15 protein-coding genes are annotated in these 15,039 nt (G+C 56.0%); 9 read left to right on the forward strand and 6 right to left on the reverse strand.

What is annotated here, in order from left to right:
• Positions 1–7: 7 nt before the first annotated feature.
• The 3 genes from hslU (at position 8) to rraA (ending at position 2,909) form a co-directional block, all read left to right on the forward strand.
• Entirely contained in the window at positions 8–1,342 is a 1,335-nt protein-coding gene (hslU, locus tag ACQG1K_RS21970) for an HslU--HslV peptidase ATPase subunit (protein WP_022649796.1), read from the forward strand.
• 62 nt (positions 1,343–1,404) lie between these two features.
• The gene (gene menA, locus ACQG1K_RS21975) at positions 1,405–2,331 is read left to right on the forward strand and encodes a 1,4-dihydroxy-2-naphthoate polyprenyltransferase (RefSeq protein WP_088581795.1); all 927 of its coding nucleotides are present in this window, start codon (positions 1,405–1,407) and stop codon (positions 2,329–2,331) included.
• Between the two features lie 92 nt (positions 2,332–2,423).
• Positions 2,424–2,909, forward strand: a complete 486-nt coding sequence (rraA, locus tag ACQG1K_RS21980) for a ribonuclease E activity regulator RraA (protein ID WP_022649798.1) — start codon at positions 2,424–2,426, stop codon at positions 2,907–2,909.
• A gap of 585 nt (positions 2,910–3,494) precedes the next feature.
• Here the strand turns inward: rraA and zapB are convergent.
• Positions 3,495–3,734 carry a septal ring assembly protein ZapB gene (zapB, locus tag ACQG1K_RS21985; protein WP_022649799.1) on the reverse strand — a complete coding sequence of 80 codons (240 nt, stop codon included), beginning with the start codon at positions 3,732–3,734 and terminating at the stop codon, positions 3,495–3,497.
• A 400-nt stretch (positions 3,735–4,134) separates the two neighbouring features.
• Here zapB and ACQG1K_RS21990 point away from each other — a divergent pair, with 400 nt between their 5' ends.
• The 4 genes from ACQG1K_RS21990 (at position 4,135) to fpr (ending at position 8,534) form a co-directional block, all read left to right on the forward strand.
• On the forward strand, positions 4,135–4,980 hold the full coding sequence (locus ACQG1K_RS21990) for an MIP/aquaporin family protein (protein WP_022649800.1): 846 nt from the start codon (positions 4,135–4,137) through the stop codon (positions 4,978–4,980).
• 21 nt (positions 4,981–5,001) lie between these two features.
• Positions 5,002–6,510: a glycerol kinase GlpK gene (gene glpK, locus ACQG1K_RS21995; RefSeq protein WP_022649801.1), complete on the forward strand. Its 1,509-nt coding sequence runs from the start codon at positions 5,002–5,004 to the stop codon at positions 6,508–6,510.
• Between the two features lie 170 nt (positions 6,511–6,680).
• Positions 6,681–7,691 carry a class II fructose-bisphosphatase gene (gene glpX, locus ACQG1K_RS22000; protein ID WP_023307187.1) on the forward strand — a complete coding sequence of 337 codons (1,011 nt, stop codon included), beginning with the start codon at positions 6,681–6,683 and terminating at the stop codon, positions 7,689–7,691.
• 96 nt (positions 7,692–7,787) lie between these two features.
• On the forward strand, positions 7,788–8,534 hold the full coding sequence (gene fpr, locus ACQG1K_RS22005; RefSeq protein ID WP_022649803.1) for a ferredoxin--NADP(+) reductase: 747 nt from the start codon (positions 7,788–7,790) through the stop codon (positions 8,532–8,534).
• Here the strand turns inward: fpr and ACQG1K_RS22010 are convergent, their stop codons facing one another.
• Positions 8,535–8,954, reverse strand: a complete 420-nt coding sequence (locus ACQG1K_RS22010) for a DUF805 domain-containing protein (protein WP_022649804.1) — start codon at positions 8,952–8,954, stop codon at positions 8,535–8,537.
• A 112-nt stretch (positions 8,955–9,066) separates the two neighbouring features.
• On the opposite strand from ACQG1K_RS22010, the gene ACQG1K_RS22015 reads away from it, so the two are divergent.
• Positions 9,067–9,663 carry a DUF1454 family protein gene (locus tag ACQG1K_RS22015; protein ID WP_022649805.1) on the forward strand — a complete coding sequence of 199 codons (597 nt, stop codon included), beginning with the start codon at positions 9,067–9,069 and terminating at the stop codon, positions 9,661–9,663.
• Positions 9,664–9,774: 111 nt separating this feature from the next.
• Positions 9,775–10,542 carry a triose-phosphate isomerase gene (gene tpiA, locus ACQG1K_RS22020; RefSeq protein ID WP_003862019.1) on the forward strand — a complete coding sequence of 256 codons (768 nt, stop codon included), beginning with the start codon at positions 9,775–9,777 and terminating at the stop codon, positions 10,540–10,542.
• A 47-nt stretch (positions 10,543–10,589) separates the two neighbouring features.
• Here the strand turns inward: tpiA and ACQG1K_RS22025 are convergent, their stop codons facing one another.
• From ACQG1K_RS22025 to pfkA, 4 genes are all read right to left on the reverse strand, one after another.
• Complete coding sequence (locus ACQG1K_RS22025; RefSeq protein ID WP_048965674.1) at positions 10,590–11,894, reverse strand: SLC13 family permease; 1,305 nt, start codon at positions 11,892–11,894, stop codon at positions 10,590–10,592.
• A 73-nt stretch (positions 11,895–11,967) separates the two neighbouring features.
• A complete protein-coding gene (locus ACQG1K_RS22030; protein ID WP_063853151.1) occupies positions 11,968–12,711 on the reverse strand; it encodes a CDP-diacylglycerol diphosphatase in 744 nt (247 codons plus the stop codon).
• A 111-nt stretch (positions 12,712–12,822) separates the two neighbouring features.
• Positions 12,823–13,812 (reverse strand): sulfate ABC transporter substrate-binding protein, encoded by a 990-nt coding sequence (locus ACQG1K_RS22035; RefSeq protein WP_023298902.1) that lies wholly within the window; start codon positions 13,810–13,812, stop codon positions 12,823–12,825.
• A 232-nt stretch (positions 13,813–14,044) separates the two neighbouring features.
• Positions 14,045–15,007, reverse strand: a complete 963-nt coding sequence (pfkA, locus tag ACQG1K_RS22040) for a 6-phosphofructokinase (protein WP_003862009.1) — start codon at positions 15,005–15,007, stop codon at positions 14,045–14,047.
• Positions 15,008–15,039 lie beyond the last annotated feature (32 nt).

The raw sequence follows: 15,039 nt of genomic DNA on the forward strand, positions 1-15,039 counted from the left end.
ATCGCCCATGTCTGAAATGACCCCACGCGAAATTGTCAGCGAACTGAACAAACACATTATCGGCCAGGACAACGCCAAGCGCTCCGTGGCTATCGCACTACGTAACCGCTGGCGTCGCATGCAGCTCGACGAAGAGCTCCGCCATGAAGTGACGCCAAAAAATATTCTGATGATCGGCCCGACCGGGGTGGGTAAAACCGAAATCGCCCGTCGTCTGGCCAAACTGGCTAACGCGCCGTTCATCAAAGTTGAAGCCACCAAGTTCACCGAAGTGGGCTATGTGGGTAAAGAAGTGGACTCCATCATCCGCGATCTGACCGATTCAGCGATTAAGATGGTGCGTGTCCAGGCGATTGAGAAAAACCGCTATCGCGCCGAAGAGATGGCCGAAGAGCGTATTCTCGACGTGCTGATCCCACCGGCAAAAAATAACTGGGGACAGGCTGAACAGCAGCCTGAACCTTCTGCTGCGCGTCAGGCATTCCGCAAAAAACTGCGTGAAGGCGAGCTGGACGACAAAGAGATTGAGATCGATCTCGCTGCCGCGCCAATGGGCGTTGAAATCATGGCCCCTCCGGGCATGGAAGAGATGACCAGCCAGTTGCAGTCCATGTTCCAGAACCTGGGCGGGCAGAAGCAGAAAGCGCGTAAGCTGAAAATCAAAGACGCGATGAAGCTGCTGATTGAAGAAGAAGCCGCGAAGCTGGTTAACCCGGAAGAGCTGAAACAGGACGCTATCGACGCGGTTGAGCAGCACGGTATCGTGTTTATCGACGAAATCGACAAAATCTGTAAGCGCGGCGGCAACAGCTCCGGCCCGGATGTTTCCCGCGAAGGCGTTCAGCGCGACCTGCTGCCGCTGGTGGAAGGTTGCACCGTCTCTACCAAGCACGGCATGGTGAAAACTGACCACATTCTGTTTATCGCGTCAGGTGCGTTTCAGGTTGCCAGCCCATCCGATCTCATTCCGGAACTGCAGGGTCGTCTGCCAATCCGCGTTGAGCTGCAGGCGCTGACCACTGAAGATTTCGAACGTATCCTGACTGAGCCAAACGCTTCTGTGACCGTACAGTACAAAGCGTTGATGGCGACCGAAGGCGTGAATATCGAGTTCACCGACGATGGGATAAAACGCATCGCTCAGGCCGCATGGCAGGTCAACGAAACCACCGAAAACATCGGTGCGCGTCGTCTGCACACCGTGCTGGAACGCCTGGTGGAAGATATCTCTTACGATGCGAGCGACCTTAACGGTCAAACCATTACCATTGACGCAGAGTATGTGGGCAAACACCTGGATGCGTTAGTGGCAGATGAAGATCTGAGCCGTTTTATTCTATAATCGCGTTCAATGCATTTTCATCACTGTTGATGGGGGCTATGGCCCCCATTTTTATTGGCTAAATAACTATGACTGATATCAGCCGTACGCAGGCGTGGCTCGAAAGTCTGCGTCCAAAAACGCTTCCTCTGGCTTTTGCCGCCATTATCGTCGGTACCGCACTTGCCTGGTGGCAGGGGCATTTCGATCCCCTGGTGGCTGGTCTGGCGCTTGTCACCGCCGGGCTACTGCAAATCCTCTCTAATCTCGCCAATGATTACGGCGATGCGGTAAAAGGCAGCGATAAACCTGATCGTATCGGGCCGCTGCGCGGGATGCAAAAAGGGGTGATTACCCAGGCACAGATGAAGCGGGCGCTGATTATCACCGTGGTGTTGATTTGCCTGTCCGGCCTGGCGCTGGTGACGGTCGCCTCGAAAACCACCAGCGATTTCATTGGCTTCCTGGTGCTGGGCTTGCTCGCCATTATTGCAGCAATTACCTATACCGTCGGGACGCGTCCTTACGGGTATATTGGTCTGGGCGACATCTCCGTACTGGTGTTCTTCGGCTGGCTGAGCGTCATGGGAAGCTGGTACTTGCAGGCGCATACGGTGATCCCCGCCCTGTTCCTGCCCGCGACCGCCTGCGGTCTGCTGGCGACGGCGGTGCTGAATATCAATAACCTGCGCGACATCGACAGCGACCGTGAGAACGGTAAGAACACGCTGGCCGTGCGTCTGGGCCCGGTGAATGCCCGCCGCTATCACGCCTGCCTGCTCATCGGCGCGCTGGTCTGCCTGGCGCTGTTCAATCTGATCTCTCTGCACAGCCTGTGGGGCTGGCTGTTTGTGCTCGCCGCACCGCTGCTGGTCAAGCAGGCCCGCTATGTCATGCGTGAACTCAGCCCGGCTGCTATGCCGCCGATGCTGGAGCGCACGGTAAAAGGCGCGTTGCTGACTAACCTGCTGTTCGTCATCGGGATTGTCTTAAGCCAGACGCTGAGTTAGCTGACAAATATCAATTAACAATTGATGATTTTGCCAACAAGGCATTTCGCACGATATACTGAACACATTCGCAGCAACAGAGCGTTAAACCTATGAAATACGATACCTCCGAGCTTTGTGACATCTACCAGGAAGATGTCAACGTCGTTGAACCCCTGTTCTCCAACTTTGGTGGACGGTCGTCGTTTGGCGGACAAATCATCACGGTGAAATGTTTCGAGGACAACGGGTTGCTGTACGATCTGCTCGAAGAGAACGGCCGTGGCCGCGTTCTGGTGGTCGACGGCGGCGGTTCCGTGCGCCGTGCATTGATTGATGCTGAACTGGCGGGAATTGCCGTCCAGAACGAGTGGGAAGGCATTGTGGTGTACGGTTCCGTGCGTCAGGTGGACGATCTCGAAGACATGGATATCGGGATTCAGGCCATCGCGGCCATACCGGTAGGCGCAGCGGGCGACGGCATCGGCGAAAGCGACGTGCGCGTCAATTTCGGCGGCGTGACCTTCTTCTCGGGCGACCACCTTTATGCTGACAATACCGGCATTATCCTTTCCGAGGATGCGCTGGACATTGAGTAGTTAATCGATAAGCGAGATGCATAAAAAAACCGCCAACAGCAATGTGGCGGTTTTTTTGTCCCACGGGATTCGCGGTCCGTTGGGTGATATTGCAACCTTTAACCAGGATTTTTATCTTACCCTGATTCATTCCTCAGGTAACCCCTGTCGACCCTTTATGAATTCCTAATTATGTGTGGAAACCTTAACTCCGCAGCTGTTGCTCATTATGATGCTGTGTCCCTTTCCGCCATCTCGCAAATGGGCGCCGGTCCAGGGAAAGGTGTATTCACCACCGTAAAGCAACCTTTAACCGGGCTTGTGTCCACCGACTTATCACCGGTGGTGAACGGTGGAGCGGTTAGCTGCAGGGACCGCATAATGAAATGCTATTTATGTATCGCGTTCATTGTCGCCAGCGTACTCGTTGTAAAGAGCGATGAACCGAGTGGGTTTGTTGCTTTTGCTACGACAGCGCAGGACAAGTAGCGTTAAGGCCGCCTCAGGCGGCCTTTTTTATGGTTTGATATCGGTTAGCGAAAACCATAAAAAAGCCGGGTGGCGGCTTCGCCTTACCCGGCCTGTTCAATTCATTCCCAAAGGAAATCAGACTTCTTCCATACGTCCCAGCAGTGCCTGCAGGCGATCCTGCCAGCCGTTCTGCTGTTCGCGCAGCTGGTTGTTTTCGCGCTCCAGTTCTTCACGGCTGTGCTGAGCATTCTGAACTTCCTGGGACAGGGAGTTGTTTTTCTCTTTCAGCTCTTCAATTTCCATCTGCAGCAGGGTGATGGTGTCGATCGCCTGCTGTACTTTCGATTCCAGTTTCTCAAACACTTCTAAAGACATGATGCTACCTCTCCTGAATTGCAAGGCGACGCTTTAACGTAAACGCGCACGACATATACCGTCGATTGTATGGAGCGCGGCGCTCTGTGTCCAGCGACACACCGCGCAGATCGCGGTTTGCAACACTTTTAGGTCTGGTCCTGGTGCGTTCGCGGTATATACCCCTAAATTGTTAACTCTTTAGTTAATGAAATGATTCAGCTCACATTATACCGTTGATGCAAAAACGCGCTTTATGGCGCGAAAACGCTCATTTTATTGACACAGACCACACATTTTGATTTCGATATTTCTCGTTTGTGCTCGTTAACGATAAATTAACACTATGTCTACAGGGCATCGTGGCTGTCACGGGCGGTCACGCAAACAATAAACATTACTCTTTTGCAGGATTCCGATTATGAGTCAGACATCAACCTTAAAAGGCCAGTGCATTGCCGAGTTCCTGGGTACCGGGTTGTTGATATTCTTCGGAGTAGGCTGTGTCGCTGCACTGAAAGTGGCAGGTGCCAGTTTTGGTCAGTGGGAAATCAGTATTATCTGGGGTTTGGGTGTGGCGATGGCCATCTACCTGACCGCAGGGGTTTCCGGCGCACATCTTAACCCGGCGGTGACCATCGCGTTGTGGCTATTCGCGTGCTTTGACGGACGCAAAGTTGTCCCTTTCATCATTTCACAATTTGCCGGCGCCTTTTGCGCAGCGGCGTTAGTTTACGGGCTTTATTACAATCTTTTCACCGACTTCGAACAGACGCATCATATGGTGCGTGGCAGTGTCGAAAGTCTGGATCTGGCAGGCATTTTCTCAACGTATCCGAATCCGCATATTAATTTTGTGCAGGCGTTCGCAGTTGAAATGGTGATTACCGCTATTCTGATGGGCGTCATTATGGCGCTGGGCGACGACGGAAACGGCATTCCGCGCGGCCCGCTGGCACCACTTTTGATTGGCCTTCTGATTGCGGTAATTGGCGCATCCATGGGTCCGCTGACCGGCTTTGCGATGAATCCGGCGCGTGACCTGGGTCCAAAAACCTTCGCCTTCTTTGCAGGATGGGGCGATGTCGCCTTTACCGGCGGCAAAGACATTCCTTACTTCCTGGTTCCGCTGTTCGGGCCAATCGTAGGGGCGGCGCTGGGCGCATTCGGCTATCGCAAATTAATTGGTCGCCACTTACCGTGCGACACCTGTGTGGAAGAGGAAAAAGAGTCGACTTCCACCACACAACAAAAAGCTTCGCTGTAATCTGACTACGGGACACATACCATGACCGAAAAAAAATATATCGTTGCGCTCGACCAGGGCACTACCAGCTCCCGCGCTGTCGTAATGGATCATGACGCGAACATTGTCAGCGTGTCTCAACGCGAATTTGAGCAAATCTATCCGCGTCCAGGCTGGGTTGAACACGACCCGATGGAGATCTGGGCGTCACAAAGCTCCACGCTGGTGGAAGTGCTGGCGAAAGCCGACATCAGTTCTGACGAGATTGCCGCTATCGGTATCACCAACCAGCGTGAAACCACCGTTGTCTGGGAGCGCGAAACCGGTAAGCCCATCTACAACGCCATTGTCTGGCAGTGCCGCCGCACCTCAGAGATCTGCGAAAAACTGAAGCGCGACGGAATGGAAGAGTACGTGCGCAGTACAACCGGTCTGGTCATTGACCCCTATTTCTCCGGCACCAAAGTGAAGTGGATCCTCGATCACGTGGAAGGTTCACGCGAACGTGCACGACGCGGCGAGCTGCTGTTTGGCACCGTCGATACCTGGCTTATCTGGAAGATGACTCAGGGACGCGTTCACGTCACCGACTACACCAACGCCTCGCGCACCATGCTGTTCAACATCAACACCCTGGAGTGGGATGACAAGATGCTGGACGCGCTGGACATTCCGCGTGCGATGCTGCCAGACGTGCGCAAATCTTCAGAAGTATACGGCCAGACCAACATCGGCGGTAAAGGCGGCACGCGTATTCCTATCGCCGGTATCGCCGGTGACCAGCAGGCGGCGCTGTTCGGCCAGCTGTGCGTCAAGGAAGGGATGGCGAAGAACACTTACGGCACCGGCTGCTTTATGCTGATGAACACCGGCGAGAAAGCGGTGAAATCAGAAAACGGTCTGCTGACCACCATCGCCTGCGGCCCACGCGGTGAAGTGAACTATGCCCTGGAAGGGGCGGTATTCATGGCGGGTGCCTCCATTCAGTGGCTGCGCGACGAGATGAAGCTGATCAGCGATGCGTTTGACTCCGAATACTTCGCGACCAAAGTGAAAGACACCAACGGCGTATACGTGGTGCCAGCGTTTACCGGTCTGGGCGCACCGTACTGGGATCCGTACGCCCGCGGCGCGATTTTCGGCCTGACGCGCGGTGTGAACTCAAACCACATTATTCGTGCGACCCTGGAATCCATCGCCTACCAGACGCGCGACGTGCTGGAAGCGATGCAGGCGGACTCCGGCATTCGTCTGCACGCCCTGCGCGTGGACGGCGGTGCGGTAGCCAACAACTTCCTGATGCAGTTCCAGTCCGACATTCTGGGTACCCGCGTTGAACGTCCTGAGGTGCGAGAAGTAACGGCGCTGGGCGCGGCGTATCTGGCAGGTCTGGCGGTTGGCTTCTGGCAAAACCTTGACGAGCTTCAGGAAAAAGCGGTGATCGAACGCGAATTCCGTCCAGGCATCGAAACCACCGAGCGCAACTACCGCTACAGCGGCTGGAAGAAAGCGGTGAAACGTGCCCTGGCATGGGAAGAGCACGACGAGTAAGACAGACTCACCCCTCACCCTAACCCTCTCCCCAAAGGGGCAAGGGGACTTAAAACACCCTCTCCCCTTTGGGGAGAGGGCCGGGGTGAGGGGCTCAGACCGCACCACCCCTCCCCCTCCCCACTCTGTGATAAACTTCGTGCAATTCCTTTTGATTGTACGAGTACCTCATGAAACGTGAACTTGCTATCGAGTTTTCCCGCGTCACCGAAGCTGCCGCCCTCGCAGGCTACAAGTGGCTGGGCCGTGGCGACAAAAATACCGCAGACGGCGCAGCCGTCCACGCCATGCGCATTGTGCTTAATCAGGTCAATATCGATGGCACTATCGTCATTGGCGAAGGCGAAATCGACGAAGCCCCGATGCTCTACATCGGTGAAAAAGTCGGGACGGGCAAAGGCGATGCGGTGGATATCGCGGTCGACCCGATCGAAGGCACGCGCATGACGGCGATGGGCCAGGCCAACGCGCTGGCGGTGCTGGCGGTGGGCGATAAGGGCTGCTTCCTCAACGCGCCAGATATGTACATGGAAAAGCTGATTGTCGGTCCTGGTGCTAAAGGCGCTATCGACCTTAGCCTGCCGCTGGATGCCAACCTGCGCAATATCGCAGCGGCGCTGGGTAAACCGCTCAACGAACTCACCGTGACCATCCTGGCGAAACCGCGCCACGACGCCACCATCGCTTATCTGCAAGCACTCGGCGTGCGCGTATTTGCCATTCCTGATGGCGACGTTGCCGCCTCTATTCTGACCTGCATGCCGGACAGCGAGGTCGACGTGCTTTACGGCATCGGCGGCGCGCCGGAAGGTGTGGTCTCTGCGGCAGTGATCCGCGCGCTGGACGGCGATATGCAGGCGCGTCTGCTGCCACGCCATGAGGTCAAAGGCGACAGCGACGAGAACCTTCGCATTGGTGAAGACGAACTGGCGCGCTGTGCGGCGATGGGCATCGAGGCCAATAAAGTGCTCGCGCTGAACGAGATGGCTCGCAGCGATAACGTGGTCTTCTCCGCAACCGGCATCACCAAAGGCGATCTGCTGGATGGCATCACCCGCAAGGGAAACATGGCCACCACTGAAACCCTGCTGATCCGCGGCAAATCCCGCACCATTCGCCGCATTCAGTCCATTCATTATCTCGACCGCAAAGACCCGGACGTACAGACGCACATTCTGTAAAACCGTTTGATCGATAGAGCTTTCCGGCCCGAATGGGCTGGAAATGTTTCCCACAAGTACGGAAGATAGAAGAGAGAAACAGCACAGGAGAAGATCATGGCGGACTGGGTAACAGGTAAAGTCACAAAGGTACAGTTCTGGACCGATGCGCTATTTAGCCTCACGCTGCACGCTCCCGTTCATCCGTTTACCGCCGGGCAGTTTGCCAAGCTCGGGCTGGATATCGACGGTGAACGCGTACAGCGCGCCTACTCTTACGTTAACGCGCCTGATAACCCGGATCTCGAGTTCTATCTGGTCACCGTCCCGGACGGTAAGCTCAGCCCGCGCCTCGCCGCGCTGAAACCGGGCGATGAGGTGCAGATTGTCTCCGACGCGGCGGGGTTCTTCGTGCTGGATGAAATCCCCGACTGTGACACGCTCTGGATGCTGGCGACCGGCACGGCCATCGGCCCGTATCTCTCTATCCTGGAGTACGGCAAAGATCTGGAGCGCTTTAAGAATATCGTGCTGGTTCACGCCGCGCGCTACGCCGCAGACCTGAGCTATTTGCCGCAGATGCAGGCGCTGGAACAGCGATATGGCGGGAAGTTAAAAATTCAGACGGTGGTCAGCCGCGAAACCGCAGCTGGCTCGTTAACCGGCCGCGTTCCGGCGTTGATTGAAAGCGGCGCGCTGGAAGAGGCGGTGGGTTTACCGATGAATACCGAAACCAGCCATGTGATGCTGTGCGGTAATCCGCAGATGGTGCGCGATACGCAGCAACTGCTGAAGGATACCCGGCAGATGACGAAACACCTTCGCCGCCGACCGGGCCATATGACCGCCGAACACTACTGGTGATCAGCGGTACTTCACCTCAAGGGTATCTTTTCCGTATTTGTTCTCGCTCTGGGTGCCAATAAACGCGCCCAGTTCGACAACCATCATCACAAAGATAACCGTCGGCAGCAGTCTGCCCACCACCCACGGGAGGATGGAGGGCAGCATTGACCAGTTCCCCGCCACCAGCATCCACGCCAGAATAATCAGAAAAGCCCAAGCGCCGGAGCGACCGCGATCGTGCAGACGTTTCACCACCACGGCGGCGGTTGGCCACAGTAAACAGACCAGCGCAAAAGCCGCAGTTTGCGTGCTCAGCCAGGCGTTATAGGCAACAAAAAACAGAAGCAGCATGGCGACAACCCACGCTGCCATCCAGATCCAGAAGTCACGGCGTCCAATACGCCCTTTGAATGAAAACAACCACTGCTGTATGGTCATGTAAGGTTCCTTATTATTGTTTAGCCCGCATTTTACCCTGGAGTTGTGACCTTTTGACAAGCCGACCAGATATCGTTTTAATCATGGGCAATAACGGCCAGGGGCAATGTTGATGAAAAGTTCGGCACACTCTCTTTATTTGTGTTTAGCGATGCTGAGCGCCAGTTTTTCTCTGCACGCCGCGGAACCGGCTTCCCCGGTCACCGCCCCCTACCTTCTGGCGGGCGCCCCCTCTTTCGATCAATCTATCAGCCAGTTCCGCGAAGCCTTCAATAAAGAAAACCCCTCGCTTGCGCTGGGGGAGTTCCGTGCGATTGACGGTGCCCGCGATACGCCAACCCTGACCCGCGCTGCCAGCAAAATTAACGAGAATCTATATGCTTCCACTGCCCTTGAGCGCGGAACGTTAAAAATCAAAAGCATGCAGATCACCTGGCTGCCGATTCAGGGCCCAGAGCAGAAAGCGGCGAAAGCGAAAGCGCTGGAGTATATGAGTGCTATTTTGCGCGCCTTTACCCCCACCTTCACGAAAGCGCAAAGCCAGCAAAAGCTGCAAAAACTGCTTACCGCCGGGAAAAACAAACGCTATTACGCGGATACGGAAGGTGCCGTTCGCTATGTTGTCGCAGATAACGGCGAAAAGGGGCTGACCTTCGCGGTTGAACCGATTAAGCTGGCCCTATCAGACGCACTCGAGGGGGCGAATTAATGACAAAAAGCAAAGCCTTTCGAGGGAAAATCTCTATACTGATTCACAGACCATGCTGCCCTTAAGGGTGGCCATATTCCTTAATTCGCTTATTGAGCGTGGAGAATTGAAATGCGACATCCTTTAGTGATGGGTAACTGGAAACTGAACGGCAGCCGCCACATGGTAAACGAACTGGTTGCTAACCTGCGTAAAGAGCTGGCTGGCGTGACCGGCTGCGCGGTTGCTATCGCTCCGCCGGATATGTACCTGGATCTGGCTAAACGTGCCGCTGACGGCAGCCACATCATTCTGGGCGCGCAGAACGTTGACGTTAACCTGTCTGGCGCGTTTACCGGTGAAACCTCCGCTGAAATGCTGAAAGACATCGGCGCGAAATACATCATCATCGGCCACTCTGAGCGTCGCACCTACCACAAAGAATCTGACGAGTTCATCGCGAAGAAATTCGCTGTGCTGAAAGAGCAGGGTCTGATCCCGGTTCTGTGCATCGGTGAAACCGAAGCAGAAAACGAAGCGGGTAAAACCGAAGAAGTGTGCGCACGTCAGATCGACGCTGTGCTGAAAACCCAGGGCGCGGCAGCGTTCGAAGGCGCGGTTATCGCTTACGAGCCAGTCTGGGCGATCGGTACCGGCAAATCTGCAACTCCAGCGCAGGCACAGGCGGTGCACAAGTTCATCCGTGACCACATTGCAAAAGCAGACGCGAAAGTGGCTGAGCAGGTCATCATCCAGTACGGCGGTTCCGTTAACGCATCAAACGCAGCTGAGCTGTTCACCCAGCCAGACATCGATGGCGCGCTGGTTGGCGGCGCATCCCTGAAAGCAGACGCTTTCGCGGTGATCGTTAAAGCGGCAGAAGCGGCTAAGCAGGCGTAATTGCCTTTGGGGCGGGTGGCGCTTCGCTAACCCGCCCTACAAAACCACTACAAACGTCCTAATACGCTAAACCACAAATAATCCAGCGGCAGCAGCACCAGATACGTCGCAATCGCCAGCGCCAGGCAGAGCAGCATCCCCGCCTTCGCAGGCACTTTCCCTAAGCCCATCGCCACCACAATCGGCGACGCCTGATACGGCAGCAGCGGCGTGGAATACCCCAGCACCTGAATCATGATCACCGACAGCAGCGGGAAGCCGGTCGCGTCGGAGAAGCTCTGCGCCAGCGTGGTGTACAGCGCCGGAACGCCGTTGGCGGTCATAATGAAGTTGAGCGCCGTGGTGATCCCCGTCAGCGCCAGGAAGCTGGTAAACGGGCGGTCTGCATCCAGCGGCATGATATGGAGCAACGCCTCGCCTACGGCCGCACCGATACCGGTCTGCGTCACCGTAATGGCCAGCCCGAGTATACCCGCGACGTAAATACAGGTGCGCATATTCACCCCCGCCGAGAACTCCTCGCCGGTGATAAATCCGATGCGCGGCAGCATAACGATGACCGAGGCCGCCAGCCCCGTCCATGCTGGCCCCACGCCGTGCCAGCTTTCCGTTACCCACATCGTCAACACCACCGCCAGCAGCCAGGCGAGACGTTTTTCGTCACGCGCCATCGGTTCCGATGGCGCGAGATCCTTCGCCGGTTTTGGGTTGCCGGGAAACAGCCAGCAGATCAGGCCAATCAGAATCAGGCCTTTGAGAATACCCAGCACCGGCGTGTGCAGCAGCAGATACGGGACATAGTTGAGGTGGATGCCGTATGAGCCCTCCGCCGCGCCGCTCATCACAAGGTTTGGCACGTTAGCGGGCAAAATAGTGGCCGAGAGCTGGAAGGTGCCAAACCCGACCGCCAGCGCCAGGCCAAACCAGGCCCGCGAGCCATCAGGAATGCCGGCCCGCTTCGCCATCGCGGCGACAATCGGCATCAGCAGCGCAATACGTCCCATGTTCGACGGCATCACGAATGCCAGGGCATAGCTCAGCAGCACAACGCTTGCCACCATCAGCACCCAGGAGTCGGTAAGCTTTGCCGACAGCGCCCGGGCGGCCCTGTCCGCCAGGCCGGTTTTCCGAATCGCCACGCCCAGCACAAAGCCGCTGAACACCAGCCAGAAGGCAGACGAGGCGAAGCCGCCAAAGATCACTTCCGGCGGGGCGATTCTGGCGGTCATCGCCGCCGTAAAGAACAGCAGCGCGGTGATAAATTCCGGCAACAGCGACGTCGCCCACAGCACGATGGTGACGCCGACGATCAGCGAGGGAAGCAGCAGAGGATGCGTTAACCAGAGCGACATACCTGTCTCCTGTAGAATTTTTCAGCAAGTCTACGGCGACAGGCAGGGCGAGTAAACGCTATTTATGGTGGGGTCACTTCAGGATATCGCATTGATGATCCTGCAATTCCTCAGCCGACGCACGGTTAAAGGTCAGCAGGTTACGCTCCGTCGCCAGCAGTACAAACGAGCCGTCTGACTGCTGCGCCATCGCCAGCGCGAAGCGTCCCATATGGTCGCGCGCTTCCGGCAGCTCTTCCGCCAGCATCATAAACGGGCTGCGCTGCACCAGTTCGTTCTCCGTCACCCGACGGGCAAGGTACTCATGCCCTTCCAGCCCGCCCGGAAGCGGTAGCCACTGGGTGCTGATTTGCCCCTGCGCCGCGTTCAGCTTCTCGCGCACGTCCGGGCGCAGGCAGGAGATGTGGATATGAAAATGGTTCTGCGTGCGCCCGGTCGGGGAGTTGATGGTCAGAGAAACAGCGCTGTCAGGCACGTCGGCTCCCCGTTTCATGCTCATAAAATGACGAGACTGCCATGCCAGCCAGAAGAAATTCGGTGTCTGAGGCTCAGTCAGCAGCGGGCTTTCGGTGCCGTTGATACGGTACGTGGGCATCAGCAGGTATTGCAGCGGTCCGTTGCGGTCCTTGAACACCACGTAGCCCGCATCTGGCTTCACCTGCGCACACGGTGCCGGGTTACGGTTATGCAGCTGGTTGGGCACACACTGGTCGAGAACGATATGACGCAACGCATTCGGATTACCCGCTTTCATCCAGTACACGCCGCCTGCGGCAAGGGCGATAACGATCAGAATCAGTAAGATAATTTTTTTCACAACGCGTTCCCTGTTTTCAATAGAGGCAAAAGAGTAACGCAAAATGATGACCAAATAAAAAACCCGGTGGATTTCTCACACCGGGTTACCGTGTCGTTCTTTGTAAAACGCTTAGCGCTTGCTGATCTGGTCGAAGGTGCCGCCGTTAGAGAAGTGCTCTTTTTGCGCTTTGGTCCAGCCGCCAAAAACATCATCGATAGTGAACAGCTTCAGTTTCGGGAAGGCGTTTTCGTATTTCTTCGCGACGGCCTCATCGCGCGGGCGGTAGAAGTTTTTCGCCGCAATTTCCTGCCCTTCCGGTGAGTAGAGGTACTTCAGGTAGGCTTCCGCCACCGCTTTAGTGCCCTTCTTATCAACAACCTTATCGACGACGGAGACGGTCGGCTCAGCCAGGATGGATTCGCTCGGGGTCACGATCTCGAATTTGTCTTTACCCAGCTCGTTGGTCGCCAGCAGGGCTTCGTTTTCCCAGGCAATCAGCACGTCGCCGATGCCGCGCTCGACGAAGGTGTTAGTTGCGCCGCGCGCGCCGGAGTCCAGCACTTCGACATTTTTAAACAGCGCTTTCACGAATTCCTGCGCTTTAGCCTGGTCACCGTTGTTGTGGTGCAGGGCGTAGCCCCAGGCCGCCAGGTAGTTCCAGCGTGCGCCGCCGGAGCTTTTCGGGTTCGGCGTGATGACAGACACGCCCGGCTTAATCAGGTCGTTCCAGTCTTTAATCTGTTTCGGGTTGCCTTTGCGCACCAGGAAGACAATGGTCGAGGTGTATGGCGCAGAGTTGTCCGGCAGGCGCTTGATCCAGTTTTTGTCGATACGGCCACGCTCCGCGATCGCGTCTACGTCATAAGCCAGCGCCAGGGTAACCACATCGGCTTCAATGCCGTTGATCACCGATGTCGCCTGCTTACCTGAACCGCCGTGAGACTGACGAACCACCACGTTATCGCCGGTTTCCTGTTTCCAGTGCGCCGCAAAAGCTTTGTTGTACTGGTCGTACAGTTCACGCGTCGGATCGTACGACACGTTCAGTAACTGAATGTCCTTTGCCAGAACGCTGGTCGATGCCAGCAATAATGTTAACCCCACGCCCCATTTATTCATCGCCCGGCTCTCTTGTGTAGTGTTTTGATGAATGCAGCGTGCCAGAAAGCTAACCGATGATTAAAGAATAAAAAAAGATTGGCTATAACGTGAAGGAATAAAAAAAAGTGAATGAGCGGCCTGATGCCCTCACCCCAACCCTCTCCCACGGGAGAGGGAGCAACCATAAAAAACGGTAACCCAAGGGTTACCGTTTTGCATTTACCTTGCCGCCACCGGGCAACAGAGCCGATCAGTACAGTTTTTTCGCGCAGTCCAGCCAGTCACCTTTGAACGGACGCTTCATGTTTTCAATGGCGTCGATGATGTCATGGTGAACCAGTTTCTCGTTCTGAATACCGACGCAGCGGCCGCCGTGGCCCTGTAGCAGCAGCTCGATCGCGTACGCACCCATGCGGGACGCCAGGATACGGTCGTACGGGCCTGGGGAACCGCCACGCTGAATGTGACCCAGAACGGTCGCGCGGGTTTCGCGTTTGGTTTCGGTTTCGATGTACTTCGCCAGCTCGTCAACGTCACAGATGTGCTCGGTGATAGCAACGATGGCGTGTTTCTTACCTTTCGCGATGCCGGCTTTGATCTCTGCGACCAGATCTTCACGGCTGAACTCTACTTCCGGAACTACCACGAACTCACAGCCACCGGCAATGGCCGCTGCCAGGGTCAGGTCACCGCAGTAACGGCCCATCACTTCAACAATGGAAATACGCTGGTGAGAGGAAGAGGTGTCACGCAGGCGGTCAATCGCTTCCACAACGGTACCCAGCGCAGTGAAGTAACCGATGGTGTAGTCAGTGCCTTTGATGTCGTTGTCGATGGTGCCAGGCAGGCCGATGCACGGGAAGCCCATTTCAGTCAGACGTTTTGCACCCATGTACGAGCCGTCGCCGCCGATAACCACCAGCGCATCCAGACCCCGTTTTTTCATGTTTTCGATAGCCACTTCACGGATGTGTTCGTCACGGAATTCCGGGAAGCGCGCGGAACCGAGGAAAGTACCGCCACGGTTGATCATGTCAGACACGCTGTAGCGGTCGAGCTGAACCATGCGGTCTTCATATAGACCCAGGTAACCGTCATAGATACCAAAAACTTCCAGACCTTCCGTCAGCGCTGCACGGACAACCCCACGGATTGCCGCGTTCATGCCCGGCGCATCACCGCCGCTTGTCAACACACCGATTTTCTTAATCATGACTACCTCTGAACTTAGGAATGCAAAATTGA

It is taken from the genome of Enterobacter cloacae complex sp. 402C9 (genome assembly GCF_050030745.1).
Classification (GTDB): Bacteria; Pseudomonadota; Gammaproteobacteria; order Enterobacterales; family Enterobacteriaceae; genus Enterobacter; species Enterobacter intestinihominis.

Coding starts and splice junctions, on each gene's coding strand:
- ACQG1K_RS22015 (WP_022649805.1), top strand. CDS start 9,067: ATGAAAAGTTCGGCACACTCTCTTTATTTGTGTTTAGCGATGCTGAGC.
- tpiA (WP_003862019.1), top strand. CDS start 9,775: ATGCGACATCCTTTAGTGATGGGTAACTGGAAACTGAACGGCAGCCGC.
- ACQG1K_RS22025 (WP_048965674.1), bottom strand. CDS start 11,894: ATGTCGCTCTGGTTAACGCATCCTCTGCTGCTTCCCTCGCTGATCGTC.
- rraA (WP_022649798.1), top strand. CDS start 2,424: ATGAAATACGATACCTCCGAGCTTTGTGACATCTACCAGGAAGATGTC.
- ACQG1K_RS21990 (WP_022649800.1), top strand. CDS start 4,135: ATGAGTCAGACATCAACCTTAAAAGGCCAGTGCATTGCCGAGTTCCTG.
- glpX (WP_023307187.1), top strand. CDS start 6,681: ATGAAACGTGAACTTGCTATCGAGTTTTCCCGCGTCACCGAAGCTGCC.
- zapB (WP_022649799.1), bottom strand. CDS start 3,734: ATGTCTTTAGAAGTGTTTGAGAAACTGGAATCGAAAGTACAGCAGGCG.
- ACQG1K_RS22035 (WP_023298902.1), bottom strand. CDS start 13,812: ATGAATAAATGGGGCGTGGGGTTAACATTATTGCTGGCATCGACCAGC.
- fpr (WP_022649803.1), top strand. CDS start 7,788: ATGGCGGACTGGGTAACAGGTAAAGTCACAAAGGTACAGTTCTGGACC.
- glpK (WP_022649801.1), top strand. CDS start 5,002: ATGACCGAAAAAAAATATATCGTTGCGCTCGACCAGGGCACTACCAGC.
- hslU (WP_022649796.1), top strand. CDS start 8: ATGTCTGAAATGACCCCACGCGAAATTGTCAGCGAACTGAACAAACAC.
- pfkA (WP_003862009.1), bottom strand. CDS start 15,007: ATGATTAAGAAAATCGGTGTGTTGACAAGCGGCGGTGATGCGCCGGGC.
- ACQG1K_RS22010 (WP_022649804.1), bottom strand. CDS start 8,954: ATGACCATACAGCAGTGGTTGTTTTCATTCAAAGGGCGTATTGGACGC.